Below are 15,909 nucleotides of genomic sequence, written 5' to 3' on the forward strand. Positions count from 1 at the left end.
CTGAGGGACGGACGGGCCCTTTTTGTTGGGATGTGCGGACCCTTCGGGTGACTGTCCCCGCCACGACGAATGGGGTTCACAGTCGGCTGCGCCATCTGGCGGCCGCCCACGTCGAGGGGCCATTAGCATGTGGCATGACCGAGTCGATGAAGCGAGGAGCGTCGTGCGAGAGATCGCCGTGTTCAGCGGTAGTGCCCACCCCGAGCTGGCGGCCGAGGTGTGCGACCACCTAGGGGTTCCTCTGAATCCGGTGCGTGTGAACCGGTTCGCGAACGATTGTCTCGAGGTGCAACTGCAGGCGAACTGCCGCGAACGGGATGTCTTCCTGATCCAGCCGCTGGTCACTCCCGTGCAGGAGAACCTCGTCGAGCTGTTGCTTATGTGTGACGCCGCTCGCGGGGCCTCCGCCAGCCGTATCACCGTGGTGATGCCGCACTACGCCTATGCCCGGTCCGACAAGAAGGACGCGCCAAGGATCTCTATCGGCGGACGCCTGGTGGCGGACTTGCTGGTCACCTCGGGAGCAAGCCGTGTTCTGGCGCTGACGCTGCACTCGCCGCAGGTGCACGGGTTCTTCTCTGTTCCGGTGGACCACCTGCATGCACTGAGGGAGCTTGCGCAGCACTTCCGCCGCTACGACCTGTCCAATACGACGGTCGTGTCCCCGGACCTGGGCAACGCAAAGGAGGCGGCAGCCTTCGCCCGGCTGTTGGGCACGAAGGTGGCTGCCGGTGCCAAGCAGCGCTTCGCCGATGACCGGGTGAGCATCAGCTCTGTCATCGGGGACATTGCTGACCGGGATGTCATCGTGTTGGACGACGAGATCGCCAAGGGCAGTACGGTCCTTGAGCTCTTGGACCGGCTGCGCGAGTTGGGGGCGCATTCGATCCGCGTTGCCTGTACGCACGGACTGTTTTCGGCGGGAGCCCTCAGACGATTGTCAGAACAGCCGGATGTGCTGGAGATCGTGTGCACCAACACCGTGCCCATACCGATCGAGCACCGCACCGACAAATTGCGGGTCCTGTCGATCGCCCCGGCGTTGGCTGAAGCGGTCCGGCGCATCCACGACGGCGAATCAGTGAGCGCGCTGTTCGACGCGCCCTGATCTCGATAAACAGCCAGTCGGCCTCCATGATGCGGCTGGTCGAGGATTCCTCCTGTGACATCTCGGGGATGTCGATCCAGCGCTAGGCAACTTGCGCAGCAGCTCGGGCTTGTGTGAGGGCGAGGCGGTAGGTCTCCGTGCCGGTCTGGACGAGGGTGTCGCCGAAGGTGAGGCGGTCGACGATGGCCGCGCAGAGGCGGGGGTCGGTGGACTTGGGCGGCATCGGAGCCCCCTCACCACGAGAAGCACGCCGATCCTCCCACCACAAGGCCCGCTCTCGGCGCAGCGCTGGCCAGCCCCGCGGAGGCCAGTCCGCACCGCTGGTACGGCTCGGAGGTGTTGGGCTGCTCGCCCCAGCCGACCCCCCGGCACCGGTGACATACCGGGTAATCGACGGCAAGAGCATGGTCTTCCTCCCCCTCCAGGTTGGCCGCCGGCTGGCGCCAGCCGTCCCGCTCCGCCGCAACCGTGTCCTGCCACGGCGAGGCCAACTGGGGAATCTCGGGCCAGCCGCTCCGCCGCCCGAAACGCCCCCGGCTGACCCGCCGCAGGACTCGCGCCACCCCCGTCCACGCGCAGCTTCATGCGTCCGCCCGGCCAGCCGCCGGGCCGCTTGCTGCTTCTCCTCCTGGCTCGTCATGCCGTTCACGTGCCCACTCACCTCGTACGCTGTCCTCCCCCGCCGGTTGTTCACTCCATCCGCACCGAGCAGCCGGGGAGGGCCACCGGCCCGCGCCCGCGGTCGACGATGATCAATACATGGAGCATGGGTGTAGTTCGAGCTACTGCCAGGCCAAGGCGGCGACCCGTCGGAAGTTGCCACCCAGAATCGCGGTGACGGCGTCCTCGGGATACCCGCGGGCGAGCAACGCGTCCTCGACGGTCAACAGCCCCTCCGGAGGCATGAAGTCGATCGGCCCCCAGCGGGTGTAGCAGTCGGGGAACAGCTCCGGACTCTGCACGAGCATCGCGTTGAAGTCCTCGTGGTCGAACGGGTAGTCGGTCGACACGCCGACATGTTCCGGGCCCACGAGGTCGACGGCGTGGTCGATGTGCCGTACCAGCGCGTCGATCGTGGCGTCGTTGGGGCCGAGAAAGATCCCGACACCGGTGATCCCGACGACCCCACCGGTGGCGGCACACTCCCTGGCCTGCTCGTCGGTGATGTTGCGGGGATGGTCCCACACCGAGCGCATGCAGGAGTGGCTGTAGATCACCGGCTGCTCGGACACCTCGCACAGGTCCAGTCCGGTAAGGGCACCGCAGTGGGAACCGTCCACCACCATCCCGACAGCGTTCATCTCCCGTACCAGCGCTCGGCCGTAGGCGGTGAGCCCTTCGTCAGCCTCGTCCAGACAGCCTCCGCCGGCCGCGTTGCGGTTGTTGTAGCTCGGCAGCATCGTACGGACGCCGAGCTCGTAGAATTCGCCCACCCGATCCAGACGCCCCTCGAGAGGCCCAGAATCCTCCAGGTCGAAGGCCACCGCCACATCGCCCGCCCGCCCGGCGCTGTCGACGTCCTCGACACTCACCGCCAGCCGCAGACGGTCGTCCGCGTCGATCCGCTCCCGCCAGCTCGCGATCAGAGCGGCAACGTCATCAGCGCTGTGCGGCACATAGCGTCACCCGACGGGCTGATGGGGTGAGCGGGTGGGGATCAGACCCCACGATCGAGACATTCCCTGCTGGAACGATCCCGCACACCCTGACATGGGTATTCACGGAACTCCGGTCTGAGGCGATTGAGCACCATCAGCCCGGCCCCTCACCCGGTCGTGAGCTACGTCAACCAGTCCGAAGGACCGACCTCACCGCCAAAGGTCAGCTCCCTCGCGACCGCTGGGATCCCCATCGCCAGGAGGTCTTCATGCAGCCCCGACAGAACCCGCCCCGTCGGGGAGCCGTCTTCGCCCGACTCCATGACCACCCAGCCGGCCTCCACGCCCGACACGTTCACATCGCCGCCCGCGTCCAGCTCGTCGAGCGTCACGAACACCGCCTCATGGGCAACGGCACGAACCAGGCGCACAAGGTCCTCCTTATCCGCCCCGGCGGCAAGAAGGCGCTGAGCGGCAGGCAGTTGATCGAGCGAGCCCGGGTCGGACCAGCCGTCGATCGCACCGCGCCACAGGCTCCGCAACAGCACAAAACGCGCGAGCTGCGGAAGTTCTTCAACGACCTCCGACTTGATCAGGTCGACAGGATCGGTCACGCCGAGGGCGCTGAACTGGGCACGCGGCGACTCCGCAGCGGCCTTCCGCGGCACGTCCAGGCTGCTCAGCCATTCGTGCCATGCTGGTTGAGGATCACTCACCGCAACAGCATGCCCTACGTCGGGACACGCGGCGATCGGCGCACCTGTCTCTGCTGGCGCACCAGACGCCCTGGGCCACGGAACTCCGACCGGAGTCCGCAGACTTCGCATCAGGGCGTCCAGATCCTCGTCTCGGAGTGGTGTCTGGGGCTTTCAGGCGGTACAGGATGGAGTCGCCGGCTGGCCGGTGCGGAGTGATTCGTAGGCGGCCAGGACGGTTCGAAGAGTGCGTAGTCCGGTCTCCCCGTCCGGGTGGGCTCGTTGGCCGGTGCGGGCGGCGGTGAGGAAGCTGTCGAGCATGGCCTCGTTGAGGTCGACGGCGCCGGGCTCCCAGCGGGTGGTGGCTTGGGTGGTGTCGTAGCCGTCGAGGAGTGGCTGAAAGGCGTCGAATTCGACGAGGGCGCGCTGCCCGACGCAGGTGAGCGTCAGGCCTCCCCAGGTGGGGTGGGAGGACGGGTGGCTCCAGCTGCAGTCGATGGTGGCGACGAGCCCGTTTGCGTAGGTGAGGGTGAGGAGGCCGGCGGATTCCACCTTTGGTTCGTCTTCGTGGTCCGAAGTGAGGTGGGTGTTGGCGACGGCGTAGACGTGTGTGGGTTGATCGCCGTCGAGGAGGACGTCCAGGAGATCCGCGATGTGCAGGGTGTGGTCCATGATTGCGCCGCCGCCCGCGAGGGCGGGGTCGGCGAACCAGGGCCGTTCCAGGCCCGGGGGGCTGGAGTTGTTGATGCCATGAACACTGAGGAGGGATCCGAGGGAGCCATCGGCGAGGGTGTGGCGCAGTGCCGTGAATGCCGGGTGGAAGCGCACGGGGTATGCGGTCATGAGACTGACGCCGGCCTGCTCGCAGGCGTCGATCATGGCGCGTGCGTCTTCTTCCGTGGTGGCTATGGGCTTCTCGCACAGGATGTGTGCGCCTGCCGCGGCGGCCTGTTCGACGAGCTGCCGGTGGCGGCTGTTCTCACTGGTGACAATCACGGCTTGGGGAAGCTCGGCGAAGACCTCTTCGTAGCCGCCCCTGTAGGTGACGCCGAGTACGTCGGCGAGTGCCTTGCCGCGGGTCGGGTCGCCGGGCGGGGCGTCGGGGTCGGTGGTGATGAGCTCGACGTCGCTGCGATCGCGCAGCAGCTCGACGTACGTTGCAGCGTGCACATGGGCGAAAGACAAGACGGCGACCTTCATCAGTGGCGTCCTTCCATCTGCTTGTGCGGACAGGTGTCGTCGACCGCGACGGCCAGGCCGGTTGCTACGGATTGGCGGGCGGCTGCGGCGATGCGAACGGCAGCCACACCGTCGAGCGCGCTGACGCGGGGGACGCTGCCGCCCTGGAACGCGGCGGCGAACTCGCGTATCTGAGTGGCGAACGGGTCTTCACCGAAGTCGCCGGTGGGTACCCCGTCGGCTTCGGCACCGGCTTTGCCGATCACTCGCAGCGACGGGTGTGCGAGGGAGTCGTGGGAGAGGGTGCCGTTGGAGCCTGCGACGTGGAACGTGTAGCGGAACGGGGTCGCGGGCGGGCCCCATACGCCCAGGACCTGGGAGATGACGCCGGATGCGTGGGTGAGGGTCGCGCTGCCGGTGGCCACGGCTCCCTCGGGTGCGGGGGCGGTGAGGTGGCCGCGCTGGGTGGCGTGGACGGAGACGACGTCTCCGAAGAGCCACCTGGCGATGTCCATGTCGTGGAGCATCTGGTCGGTCACGATGCCTCCGGAGAGCGCGGGGTCCGCGAACCAGGGGCTCCATGTCGGATAGCGGCCGGTGCGGGTGAAACGGGCCACCGCGACGCGGCCGGGCGCACCGGAGTTGACGGCGTCGTGGAGCCGGACGTAGGCGGGGAAGAACCGTACGACGTGCCCGGGGTAGAGCTGGCGTCCTGCCTTCTCTGCGGCATCCGCCATGTCCGCAGCCTCGGCGGGGGCGAGCGCCAGCGGCTTCTCGCACAGGACGTCCGCCCCTGCCTCGAAGGCGGCCAGCGCGATGTCGCGATGGGTGGCGGTGGGAGTGCAGATGTCCACGATCGTGGCCCGCTCCAGCACTTCCTCGAGGGTGGAGGCCTCGGTGATTCCGAAGTCTTCGGCGAGACGGGCGGCTTGGCCGTCGGTCGAGAAGACGCGCACCCGTGCGCCGAGGGCGATCCAGGCCGGCAAGTGGGTGCGTGCGATGAAGCCGGCGCCGATCATGGCTACGTCGAGTCTTTTCACGTTGTGGCCTCCTTGGCGTCGCTTTCCCGGGCCGTCTGTTCGGCGTTGATGGATCTGCGTACGTGACGTAGGTGTCGGGTGGTGAGGTCGGGGACCGTCCAGCGAGCTCCGGCGCGGGTGAGATCGGCTGCATTGGCGGTTGTGGTGACACCGACGATGTCCCGGACACCCGCGGCGGTGAGAGCGTGGATTCCCGAGGGTGAGTCCTCGAAGGCGAGGCACTGTTGAGGCCGTGCCCGCAAGGCCGCGCAGGCCCTCAGATAGCCCTCGGGTGACGGCTTGCCGCAGGTGATCTCCTCCGAGGTGATGACGAAGTCCACCAGTTCGCGCACGTCGAGGACATCTTCGAGGAGATGCTGGGCCCACTGCGCTCCGGCGCTGGTAACTACGGCCACTGGGTACTTGATACGCAGCTGTCGGATGAGAGCGGCGGCGCCGGGCACGACCTTCACGCTGCCGGCATGCTCCAGGGTGAAGGCGGTCATGGTGGCGAGGGCGGCAGCCGGGTCTGTTCCTGCCCAGGGCCCTGGTACGTCCGTGATGATGTCGTTGGGCCGCCGTCCCATGTAGCGCTGTTCGTAGTCGGCGTCGGTCACCTCCATGCCCCACGTGTCGAAGAACGCCTGCCAGGCACGCCGATGGACGCCCTCACTGAGTACCAAAGTGCCGTCCAAGTCCAGGAGGACCGCCTCGCAGGGAGAGCTGGTGCCGATCGCCTTTTGCGAGCCCACACCGGCGCCGGTCATGACGCAGCCCAGCTGAACATGAGTGCACCGGCCTGGATCGGACCGGTAACAGTCGGCGGCTGCGCCGATCCGGGCCGGCTGTCGAGCACGACGACAGGGCATATCGCGGACAGGCCGTGCGCTCGGACCGCGGCGGGGTCGAAGGTGATCACGCGATGGCCGACCTCGACCCGGTCTCCTTCCACTACATGCGTGCCGAAACCTGTTCCCTTGAGCCGCACGGTGTCGATGCCCACATGCACCAGAACGCCGATCCCGTTGTCGGTCTGGATGACGAACGCGTGCGGGTGCAGTTTGACCACTGCACCGTTCACAGGGGCCACGACATCGACGAGTCCTGCGCCAGAGAAGGGCTCCACCGCCAGTCCCGAGCCAACCAATTGAGCTGCGAAGACCGGGTCGGGCACCTCGCCGAGTGCCGCAAGATCGCCCGACAGCGGGGCATGGACGGCGAGGCTCACAGCAGCTCCTTGATGTCCTCGGCCAGGCCGTCCGCCTCGGCGCCGACGACGACCTGCACGATGCCGGCCGAGACGAGGACCCCGAGAGCCCCTGCCTTCTTGAGGGCAGCGACATCCACGGCGGCCGTGTCGTTCACCTCGGTGCGGAGTCTGGTGATGCAAGCCTCGATGTCGGCGATGTTGCCGGCCCCGCCGAGGCCTTCGACGATCAAACGCGCCTTGGACATGAGTCCCCTCCTCAATGGATCACCTTGTGAATGGGGTGCCTCTGACAGCACCGCCTACTGGTAATAACCAGACATGACCACAAGGTACTTCGTCAAGCGTCCGCACGCAACGGAGGAATGTCGTGAACCTGTCAATCGCATGGGATCCCCGGACGGAGAGCTGGCGCGGGGCCATCCGGACCGAAGAGCTGCCGCACGACGACGACAAAAATGGTGACAGAAAGGACTTCTGTCCTCCTGAAGGCTCGTTCAACGATGCCTGGCCTGTTCTCATCGTCGCGCCGAGCCCGATGTGCCGGTCCCCCACTCGCGAGGCCGGGAGCAGCGCTTTAGGTTCGGCGGCTACGCCCTCGACTCACCCGTCGGTGAGCGTCATGTGCAGCTGGTACCGGTCGGCGCGGAACCATGAGTAGGCGTGCTCGATGGGCTGCTCGCCGCTGTAGGCGATCCGGTCGAAGGTCATGACGGCGGTACCTGTGCGAATGCCCAGCAATGCAGCTGTTTCGGAAGAGGCCGGGCCGGCTCCGATCGTCTGCTCCGCGCGGGAGATGGGGTGACCGAAGCGCGTGGCGAGGGTGTCGTAGATCGATGCAGTGAAGTCCACACTGTCCAGCTCCGGCAGGACATCGGCGCTGTACCACGCATCCTCCACGGAGATGGGTGTCCCGTCGGCCAGTCGGAGGCGGCGGACATGCCATGCCTGCTGGCCGTCGGTCATTTGCAGCGCTGTGGCGGATGCAGGTGGAGGGGCGTCCTGACCGATGGACAGGACGACGGTGCCCGGCTCCAGGCCGAGGCGGCGCATGTCCTCATGGAAGGAGGCCAGGCGCAGTTCGGAGCGGTAGGCCCGCTCGGCCACGAAGGTCCCGCGCCCATGGACGCGGACGGCCAGGCCCTCGCTCACGAGCTGGCTGAGCGCTTCGCGCACCGTGACACGGCTGACGCCGTGGTCGATGCACAGCTGCCGCTCGCTGGGGAGTGCGTCCCCGGGTGACAGCTGATTGGTGCACATGTCGACCAGGATCGCGCGGAGCTGTGCGTGCTTGGGAACCATGCCCTTGGCGACAATCTGCTGTCCGGCCACTGTGACCCGCTTTCCGTCCAGGGAGCGATGCGCCCCCTACTGGTTATTACCAGTATGCATCATGCACTCACCTTACCGCCGCCTGCGGCCGGACCGGCCGGTGGAGCGGGCAGGTCCCGGCGACGGTGCTGTTGTTCTCCCCGATGACGAGCGCCCCAGGCATTGACACCCGCGCGGCAGCGAGGCCATGCTGAAACCACTGGTCATAACCAGATGGTACCGGTCCTGTCCACCGGTCGTTTCAGCCGTGTCGGGTTTCCGCCCGTCCCATTGGCTCCCTTCCTCCTGCACACCCTTTGAGGTCGTCATGAGTACCAGCGCAACTCCATCCACCGGCCGCCGACCCGGCTTGGCAGGCCTGCAGAAACTGGGCCGCAGCCTGATGCTGCCGATCGCCACGCTCCCCGCCGCAGGGCTCCTGCTGCGGCTGGGGCAGGACGATGTCCTTGGCCGCTTCCCCGCGCTGCAGGACACGGCGCACGTCATTTCCGCCGCCGGCGGGGCGCTCTTCACTCACCTGCCCCTGATCTTCGCTGTCGGCATCGCCATCGGATTCGCGAAGAAGGCGGACGGTTCCACCGCACTGGCCGCCGTGGTCGGGTATCTCGTCCTGGAGGGCGTCTTCGAAGCGATGTCGCCGGTCGTCCTCGAAGGCCAGAAGGACCCTGCCGGAGATCAGGCCCTGGTCAACTTCGGGGTCCTGGGCGGCATCGTCATCGGTCTGCTGGCGGCGATGCTGTGGCAGCGTTTCTACCGCACCGCGCTTCCGCCCTATCTGGGCTTCTTCAGCGGACGCCGGCTGGTGCCCATCCTGACGGCCGTGACCGCTCTCGGCGTCGGCGTTCTGATGAGCTTGATCTACCCCCTGTTCAATGACGGTCTGACCTCCGTCGGCGAGGCCGTCGACAACAACAGCATCGTCGGCGGCGGCATCTACGGCACGGCGAACAAGCTGCTGATCCCGCTCGGCCTGCACCACATCCTCAACTCCGTCGTGTGGTTCATCCTCGGCGACTACAACGGCGCCCAGGGCGACTTGAACCGCTTCTTCGCGGGCGATCCCGAAGCCGGCATCTTCATGACCGGCTTCTACCCGATCATGATGTTCGCCCTCCCTGCCGCAGCCCTGGCCATCTGGCGCGAAGCCCGTCCCGAGCACCGCAAGGCCGTCGGCGGCATCATGCTCTCGGCCGGCCTCACCAGCTTCCTCACCGGAATCACCGAGCCGATCGAGTTCTCCTTCCTCTTCGTCGCCTGGCCCCTCTACCTCGTGCACGCCGTGCTGACCGGCACCTCCCTCGCCCTGGTCAACGCCCTGGACATCCACCACGGATTCACCTTCTCCTCCGGGCTCATCGACTACGTCCTCAACTGGGGCAAGGCCACGAACCCCCTCCTGCTGATCCCCATCGGCCTGGCCTACGCCGCCCTCTACTACGTCCTGTTCCGGTTCGTCATCCGCCGCTGGAACCTGCGCACTCCCGGACGAGAGGAAGAGAAGCCGGATGCCGCACAGGAACGACAGCCCGAACCTGCGGCCTGACGTCAGCCGCATACATCCCTGAAGAACCGTCGAAAGGAACCGTCCATGGCGCAGCGCGTCGTCTCCATCGGCTCACGCAGCGGACTGCACGCCCGGCCCGCCGCCATCTTCGTCCAGGCTGCCGCCCAGGTACCGGTCCCCGTGACCATCGCCGTAGAGGGCAAGACCCCGGTCCCCGCCAACAGCCTGCTGGGCGTCATGACGCTCGGCGCCGGCTGCGGCGACCAGGTCACCCTGACCGCGGCGGGAGACCAGGCGGAGGCCGTGCTGGAAGAGCTGGCCGCCCTGCTGAGCAAGGAGCTCGACGCGTGAGCGCATCCTCCACCACGATGACCGGCTACGGCGTCAGCCCGGGGCTGGCCTGCGCTCCACTGATCCGCATGACGCCGCCGGTCGTCACCGACCCCGCCGAAGCCTCAGGCGAAGACCCTGCGCACGAAGTACAGCGCGTACGGCAGGCCTTGGCCGAAGTCGCTGAGCAGTTGTCCGCGATCGGGGCGAGCGGAACAGGCGGCGCCATTCTGGAGGCCGGCGCCGCCATGGCCGGCGACGATGCTCTGGTCCAGGCCGCCGCCCGGCACATCTGCGACGGCGTGCCCACCGCCCACAGCCTCTCGCTCGCCGTCGACGGCTATTGCAGGCAACTGGAGGCGCTCGGCGGCTACATGGCCGAACGCGCCGCCGACTTGCGCGATGTCCGCAACCGGGCAGTGGCACTCCTTCTGGACGTGCCCATGCCCGGCCTCCCCCGGCCCGGACACCCCTTCATCCTGGCCGCCGAAGACCTCTCCCCGGCCGACACCGTTGGCCTGGCCGACAGTGACGCGGTGGGACTGCTCACCGAGCGAGGAGGCCCGACCAGTCACACGGCCATTCTCGCGCGCAGCTTGGGTCTGCCCGCGGTGGTGGGATGTGCCGAGGCCGCCGCTCTGCCGGGCGGCACGCCCGTCATCCTCGACGGCCGGGCCGGTACCGTCGAAGCGCATCCCACCCCCGAACGCCGACAGCAAGCCCTGGAAGAACAAGCCCGAGTCCGACAGCAGCGCCGCGCACACGGACCTGGACACACGGCCGACCAGCACGCTGTCGCCCTCCTCACGAACATCGGCACACTCGACGACGCCTCCAGGGCAGCACAGGAAGACAACGAGGGCGTGGGGCTGTTCCGTACGGAATTCCTGTTCCTGGACCGCCGCGAGCCCCCCACCGTCGACGAACAGATCCACGCCTACACGCAGGTCTTCACCGCCTTCGAGGGCCGCGCCGTGACCGTCCGCACCCTTGACGCCGGCTCCGACAAGCCCCTGCCGTTCCTGCGCCTTCCCCCCGAGGAGAACCCGGCCCTGGGCGTGCGGGGCCTGCGCACCTGCACGGTCGTGCCCGGCATCCTCGAGACCCAGATCAAGGCCCTCGTCGCAGCCCAACAACGCACCGGCGTGCAGATGAGGGTCATGGCACCCATGGTCTCCACTGCGCAGGAGGCCGCCGAGTTCGCCGACCTGGCCCGCAGCTACGGAGTACAGACCGTCGGCATCATGATCGAAGTACCATCAGCAGCCCTGCTCGCGAACGATCTGCTGCAGCACGTCGACTTCGCCAGCATCGGCACCAACGACCTTGCCCAGTACACGCTCGCCGCCGACCGCACCGCCCACACCCTTGCGCACCTCCTGGACCCGTGGCAGCCGGCGCTGCTCACCCTCATCGCTCGGGTGTGCAGCGCCGCAGCGGCGCTCGGCCGCCCCGTGGGCGTCTGCGGTGAAGCCGCAGCCGACCCGCTCCTCGCCCCTGTCCTGACCGGGCTGGGCGTGAGCAGCCTGTCCATGGCCGCGCCCGCCGTCGCCGCGGTCCGTGACGCCCTCGTCCGGCTCACCTTGCAGGACTGCAAGAACCTGGCGGCGCGCGCGCTCGTGGCCGGGGGCCCGGACACCGCACGCGCCACCGCGCAGCGGACGAGCGACGCCATCGTCGCCTCAGCGGGCGAGCGGCTGGAGGACTGATGGAGGTGGTGCTCCTCCCCGACGCCGACGGGGCCGCCCGCACGGTCGCGGGCATCATCGAGCGCGCGATCACCGGCGGTGCGAAGACCCTTGGGCTGGCCGCAGGCTCCTCGCCGCTGAGCGTCTACCAGGACCTGATCCGCCGCCACCGGCAGGAGGGCCTGAGCTTCGCAGGTATCGACGCCTTCCTGCTCGACGAGTACGCGGGACTCTCGCCCTCCCATCCCCAGTCCCATGCCCAGGTGATACGCCGCGAGCTGGTCGACCACATCGACCTCGACCCCGCCCGGGTACACGTCCCGCAGGGCTCGGCGTCAGACCTGCAGCAAGAGGCCCGCCGCTTCGAGCGCGCACTCACCGGGGCGGGGCCGGTCGGCGTGCAGATCCTCGGGATCGGCGTGAACGGCCACATCGCTTTCAACGAGCCGGGGTCCTCCCTCGCCTCCCGCACCCGGCTCAAGACCCTCACCGACGACACGCGCCGCGACAACGAGCGCTCATTCGGCGGACTCGACCAGGTACCCCGAAATGCCATCACCCAAGGGCTGGCCACGATCGGGGCAGCATCCCACCTCGTCCTGATCGCCACCGGCCCGCACAAGGCCCACGCCGTGGCCGCCGCCGTCGAAGGACCCGTCACCACCCAGTGCCCCGCCTCCATCCTTCAACTGCACCCGCATGCCACGGTGGTGGTGGACGAACTCGCCGCCGCCCGACTGGAACAGCAGCGCTACTACCGCCACATCGCTCACCACAAGCCTCCCGGTCAGGGGTACTGATGAGACGCCCCACCAACGTCGTCGCGGTCGACCTCGGCGGCACCACCATCAAGGCCGCACGGTTCAACGCCCAAGGGGCGGCCGAGGAAACCCTGCGGCTGGCCACCCCGACCTCCGAAGGTCCTGCCGCCGTTGTCGCCGCCGTCGTCCGCGTCGCCGCTGCTCTCGTCCGTCCCCCTACCGCAGCCATCGGCCTGTGCGCCCCGGGGCTGATCGACGCCGATGCGGGTGTCGTCCGGTTCGCCGCGAATCTCGGCTTGCACAAGACGCCTCTTGCCGCAGCCGTGAGGGACAGGCTGCACCTGCCCGTCACACTCGAGCACGACGTCCGCGCAGCGTGCTTGGCCGAGCAGCGGCTCGGCGCCGGTGCCGACGCCGACGACCTGCTCGTCGTCGTCCTCGGCACCGGCGTCGCTGCCGGGATCGTCAGCAACGGCCGGATCACACGAGGCGCCCATGGATTCGCCGGCGAGTTCGGCCACATCCCCGTCCATGCCGACGGTGAACTCTGCGCCTGCGGCCAGCACGGATGCCTGGAAGCCTACGCGTCAGCCAGCGGCCTGGTCCGCCGCTACCGCCACACCGGAGGCATCGCCGACAGCGCGGCCGACATCACCGCACGCCTGGACACCGACCCGCATGCCGCACGCCTGTGGGCCGAGGGGACGGACGCTCTCGGCAGAGCCCTCGTCACCTCGACCGTGCTCCTGGACCACCGGCGCATCGTCCTGGCAGGCGGCATGACCGCGGCCGGAGAAGCACTCACCGAGCCCGTACGACGCACGCTGCAGCGCGGACTCACCTGGCGCACCGCGCCCCCTGTCGACATCTCATCACTGGGCGCGGATGCGGCACTCCTCGGAGCGGCGCTGCTGGCGGCAGACACCTCAGGGCTCCCGCCCTCCCGCAATGGACACACGACCACGCCGGGACAGCACACGCGGAGGTGACCGTCCTCGGCCGGCAGCGACGGTGCCGCGCCACCGGCACGTGACGGCGGATGAAAAGGAGCAGATCACCGTGTGGCCTCGAAAACGAAGTCAGCGCCCTCCCCAGCGGCTGCGGCCAGAGCTCGATGATTTGCCGCTGGTCCGCGCCCTGACACATCTGGAAGCGCAGATCGCGGCCCAGGGAAACAACCTGGCCGAGTGCAACGACCGCGGCGCCCTCACCTACCCGATAGAGCAGGCACTTCGTGATCCGGGAGAGGACTGGGACCGGCGGATGCACCGCCTGCTCATCTTCAGCTCGCTTCCCGACGCGCACGTCCTGGCAGGCCAATGGCGCGCCTGGAATCCTGCCTGTGCCGACGCAATGCTTCTACAGGCCTTCGCCGACATCACCCGGGCACGAGCCGGCGACGCCGGCAGCGAGCTGAGCACAACGGTCTCGCTGTGCCAGGACGCCGCAGAGCTCGCGCCGGCCGACCCTGCCCCCTGGGTCGGGCTGCTGAGCTACCACCGACTGGTGCGGGCACCCTGGGCTCAGATCCACCACACATGGACGGCCGTGAACGCGCGGGATCCCTGGAACCGCGAGGCCCACCGGCAGATGCTGCACTACGTCTCCCCGGAGGAATGCGGATCCAACGTCCTGACCGTCCAGTTCACCGACTCGGTCATCGCCTCTGCGCCCTCGGGCTCCCCCGTAGTAGCCCTGAGCCTCACTGCCAGCCTCCACCGGTATCGCAGGGCTCTGGCAGCCGGAGGAATCACCGCGCTGACCGCACGCAGGCACTGGGACCAGCCCCACGAACGCGTCCTCGTCGACGAGGCACTGGCCACCTGGCCCCAGCCCGGCTTCCTCAGGCACGCAGCAGCACTCGCCGACCTGAACCTCCTTGCCTACGTGCTGACGAAGGCAGCACGCCCGCAGGACGCCTGGCCGGTCTTCGAAGCAACCGCGGCGGTCGCCACCTCCTGGCCCTGGGAACTGGACGGCGATCCACTGAAGGAGGTCCGGGAATGGCACTCACGGGCATTCCGAGCCAGGAGCCGGTGACCCCACGTAGTCGCGAAGCGCTGTGTGTTCCCGTCCACACTGACGATATGGGCGCTGTTGCCCCTCGCAGAAGGCAGGCTCGAACCGCCTCGGCGCGCAGGGTTGGCCACTGGCGACTGGATCGACACAGATGACGCCGTTCCATCACTGATATCGCAGAAAATAGGCCACATCTTCTGCGATATCGGAATTGACAACCTCGCCTCTCGATGCGCAGAGTGGTCATATCTGGTAATTACCAGTTTATGGGCTCGCTCGGCGGTGGCGACGACATTCGTTGCATCCGCGGAAACCCGAGGTTGTGATGACTGCTCAAGCACCACCTGCACACTGCAGGGCCACTACGACCGACCAGCTCTTCCGCGCAAGTCAGGGAGCCGCGGCAGTCGACAGGAATGACCGATACCTCACCCTGGTGAGTGCCGACGCCAAGGACGTCAGCCGGATTCGACGCGTTGCCAAGGAATTCCTCACCGACCTGAGGGTGTCGCCGACGGCACTGGACGATGCTCTACTCATCATCTCCGAACTCGTCACCAACGCAGTACTCCACGCCCTGCCGCCGGCCGCCCTGCGAGTGCGCTGCATCCAGCAGCAGCTCCTGCGGATCGAAGTCACCGACGGCGGTCCGCGCCCCAATCCGACGTCGAAGCCTGACCAGCACGAGGAACACGGCCGCGGCATGCTCATCGTGGCCGCCATGGCGGTCCGGTACGGCACGATCGCACACGCAGGCGGAGCCACCTGCTGGGCGGAGCTGAACCCCTGATGGCCGGCATTCACCCCCCCGGAGACCGGCAAGATTGCTCTCAAGGTGGGTGCAGCCCACGCCTGGCGGACGGGGTGTTGGGCGTGACTGGGCCGGTGGTCTCGCTGCCGCGCTGTCACTGGAGACGGTGCACCGGAGTGGGCACGGTGCGATGTAAACCCCCGGCTGCCCCTATCAGATCGCCGCATCCCTCGGTGGCACACGCTCGCCGTAGCCCGGACCGCTGGAGGCGGTGCACCTCGGCTCCTACGACGGCCGGCCCGACTGAGGTGCCGCCACTCGATCCACGACCTGCCAGCGCGATTGTGCGCGACAGGGCAATGGCTGCCTGGTGACCCATCGGTGCTGCTCGTGCCCGAACTCCGGCTACGACATCGAGCATCTGACTTGGCTCCTGCGCGAGGTACCAGTGCGTGGTTTGCCGGCACGCATCCGCGCGACCGGATGATGTACAGACCACCGGGCGAGCGCCGCGGGGACTTCCAGCACGGCACCGTCTTCCGCCTGACCCACCCCACTCGAACCTGTTCATGACACGGCCGGCCACCACGACCGCTTCGGACGCGCCACCCCCGCCCGCTGCTTTCCGTCAGCACCTGTCCCGTCCACACCCGCCGCCTGGACCAGCGCGGTCAACGACGGCCTGCTCAGGACGACGCCGGACACGCACGGCTCAGCC

General features: G+C 68.0%; 16 protein-coding genes and 1 pseudogene. 8 read left to right on the top strand and 9 right to left on the bottom strand.

Annotation, left to right across the window (positions count from 1 at the left end; genetic code table 11):
* Window positions 1–163 precede the first annotated feature (163 nt).
* Window positions 164–1,108 carry a ribose-phosphate pyrophosphokinase gene (locus tag QFZ82_RS05885; RefSeq protein WP_307712111.1) on the top strand — a complete coding sequence of 315 codons (945 nt, stop codon included), beginning with the start codon at window positions 164–166 and terminating at the stop codon, window positions 1,106–1,108.
* An 82-nt stretch (window positions 1,109–1,190) separates the two neighbouring features.
* Here QFZ82_RS05885 and QFZ82_RS05890 read toward each other — a convergent pair.
* The 9 genes and pseudogenes from QFZ82_RS05890 to QFZ82_RS05930 form a co-directional block, all read right to left on the bottom strand.
* Window positions 1,191–1,316: pseudogene (locus QFZ82_RS05890) on the bottom strand (AAA family ATPase); the annotation flags it as partial.
* Window positions 1,317–1,890: 574 nt separating this feature from the next.
* The gene (locus QFZ82_RS05895) at window positions 1,891–2,724 is read right to left on the bottom strand and encodes a dipeptidase (RefSeq protein WP_307712112.1); all 834 of its coding nucleotides are present in this window, start codon (window positions 2,722–2,724) and stop codon (window positions 1,891–1,893) included.
* A gap of 164 nt (window positions 2,725–2,888) precedes the next feature.
* Window positions 2,889–3,422: a hypothetical protein gene (locus QFZ82_RS05900; protein WP_307712113.1), complete on the bottom strand. Its 534-nt coding sequence runs from the start codon at window positions 3,420–3,422 to the stop codon at window positions 2,889–2,891.
* Window positions 3,423–3,575: 153 nt separating this feature from the next.
* Window positions 3,576–4,601 (bottom strand): Gfo/Idh/MocA family protein, encoded by a 1,026-nt coding sequence (locus QFZ82_RS05905; protein ID WP_307712114.1) that lies wholly within the window; start codon window positions 4,599–4,601, stop codon window positions 3,576–3,578.
* Window positions 4,601–5,620, bottom strand: a complete 1,020-nt coding sequence (locus tag QFZ82_RS05910) for a Gfo/Idh/MocA family protein (RefSeq protein WP_307712115.1) — start codon at window positions 5,618–5,620, stop codon at window positions 4,601–4,603. Before QFZ82_RS05910 ends, QFZ82_RS05905 begins: the two co-directional genes overlap by 1 nt.
* Window positions 5,617–6,366, bottom strand: coding sequence for an HAD family phosphatase (locus QFZ82_RS05915; protein WP_307712116.1), 750 nt, complete (start codon window positions 6,364–6,366; stop codon window positions 5,617–5,619). Before QFZ82_RS05915 ends, QFZ82_RS05910 begins: the two co-directional genes overlap by 4 nt.
* The gene (locus QFZ82_RS05920) at window positions 6,363–6,827 is read right to left on the bottom strand and encodes a PTS glucose transporter subunit IIA (RefSeq protein WP_307712117.1); all 465 of its coding nucleotides are present in this window, start codon (window positions 6,825–6,827) and stop codon (window positions 6,363–6,365) included. Before QFZ82_RS05920 ends, QFZ82_RS05915 begins: the two co-directional genes overlap by 4 nt.
* Entirely contained in the window at window positions 6,824–7,054 is a 231-nt protein-coding gene (locus QFZ82_RS05925) for a glucose PTS transporter subunit EIIB (protein ID WP_307712118.1), read from the bottom strand. Before QFZ82_RS05925 ends, QFZ82_RS05920 begins: the two co-directional genes overlap by 4 nt.
* Window positions 7,055–7,409: 355 nt before the next feature.
* Window positions 7,410–8,138: a GntR family transcriptional regulator gene (locus QFZ82_RS05930; RefSeq protein WP_307712119.1), complete on the bottom strand. Its 729-nt coding sequence runs from the start codon at window positions 8,136–8,138 to the stop codon at window positions 7,410–7,412.
* 307 nt (window positions 8,139–8,445) lie between these two features.
* Here QFZ82_RS05930 and QFZ82_RS05935 point away from each other — a divergent pair, with 307 nt between their 5' ends.
* The 7 genes from QFZ82_RS05935 to QFZ82_RS05965 all read left to right on the top strand — a co-directional run bounded on the left by QFZ82_RS05935 (window position 8,446) and on the right by QFZ82_RS05965 (window position 15,230).
* Entirely contained in the window at window positions 8,446–9,681 is a 1,236-nt protein-coding gene (locus QFZ82_RS05935; protein WP_307712120.1) for a PTS transporter subunit EIIC, read from the top strand.
* A 45-nt stretch (window positions 9,682–9,726) separates the two neighbouring features.
* Window positions 9,727–9,993, top strand: a complete 267-nt coding sequence (locus QFZ82_RS05940; protein ID WP_307712121.1) for an HPr family phosphocarrier protein — start codon at window positions 9,727–9,729, stop codon at window positions 9,991–9,993.
* A 17-nt stretch (window positions 9,994–10,010) separates the two neighbouring features.
* On the top strand, window positions 10,011–11,681 hold the full coding sequence (gene ptsP / locus QFZ82_RS05945) for a phosphoenolpyruvate--protein phosphotransferase (RefSeq protein WP_373429401.1): 1,671 nt from the start codon (window positions 10,011–10,013) through the stop codon (window positions 11,679–11,681).
* Window positions 11,681–12,460, top strand: coding sequence for a glucosamine-6-phosphate deaminase (nagB, locus tag QFZ82_RS05950; protein WP_307712123.1), 780 nt, complete (start codon window positions 11,681–11,683; stop codon window positions 12,458–12,460). Before ptsP ends, nagB begins: the two co-directional genes overlap by 1 nt.
* Window positions 12,460–13,410 carry an ROK family protein gene (locus QFZ82_RS05955; protein WP_307712124.1) on the top strand — a complete coding sequence of 317 codons (951 nt, stop codon included), beginning with the start codon at window positions 12,460–12,462 and terminating at the stop codon, window positions 13,408–13,410. The genes nagB and QFZ82_RS05955 overlap by 1 nt, the downstream gene beginning before the upstream one ends.
* Window positions 13,411–13,540: 130 nt before the next feature.
* Window positions 13,541–14,461, top strand: coding sequence for a hypothetical protein (locus QFZ82_RS05960; RefSeq protein ID WP_307712125.1), 921 nt, complete (start codon window positions 13,541–13,543; stop codon window positions 14,459–14,461).
* A 415-nt stretch (window positions 14,462–14,876) separates the two neighbouring features.
* Window positions 14,877–15,230, top strand: coding sequence for an ATP-binding protein (locus tag QFZ82_RS05965; protein WP_307712126.1), 354 nt, complete (start codon window positions 14,877–14,879; stop codon window positions 15,228–15,230).
* The last annotated feature ends 679 nt before the right edge of the window (window positions 15,231–15,909 follow it).

This window comes from Streptomyces sp. V4I23 (assembly GCF_030817975.1).
Lineage (GTDB): Bacteria > Actinomycetota > Actinomycetes > Streptomycetales > Streptomycetaceae > Streptomyces.

What these genes read in the sequence shown, in the direction of transcription:
- QFZ82_RS05905 (WP_307712114.1), bottom strand. Translation starts at nt 4,601, where the DNA reads ATGAAGGTCGCCGTCTTGTCTTTCGCCCATGTGCACGCTGCAACGTAC.
- QFZ82_RS05915 (WP_307712116.1), bottom strand. Translation starts at nt 6,366, where the DNA reads ATGACCGGCGCCGGTGTGGGCTCGCAAAAGGCGATCGGCACCAGCTCT.
- QFZ82_RS05925 (WP_307712118.1), bottom strand. Translation starts at nt 7,054, where the DNA reads ATGTCCAAGGCGCGTTTGATCGTCGAAGGCCTCGGCGGGGCCGGCAAC.
- QFZ82_RS05935 (WP_307712120.1), top strand. Translation starts at nt 8,446, where the DNA reads ATGAGTACCAGCGCAACTCCATCCACCGGCCGCCGACCCGGCTTGGCA.
- QFZ82_RS05940 (WP_307712121.1), top strand. Translation starts at nt 9,727, where the DNA reads ATGGCGCAGCGCGTCGTCTCCATCGGCTCACGCAGCGGACTGCACGCC.
- ptsP (WP_373429401.1), top strand. Translation starts at nt 10,011, where the DNA reads ATGACCGGCTACGGCGTCAGCCCGGGGCTGGCCTGCGCTCCACTGATC.
- nagB (WP_307712123.1), top strand. Translation starts at nt 11,681, where the DNA reads ATGGAGGTGGTGCTCCTCCCCGACGCCGACGGGGCCGCCCGCACGGTC.
- QFZ82_RS05955 (WP_307712124.1), top strand. Translation starts at nt 12,460, where the DNA reads ATGAGACGCCCCACCAACGTCGTCGCGGTCGACCTCGGCGGCACCACC.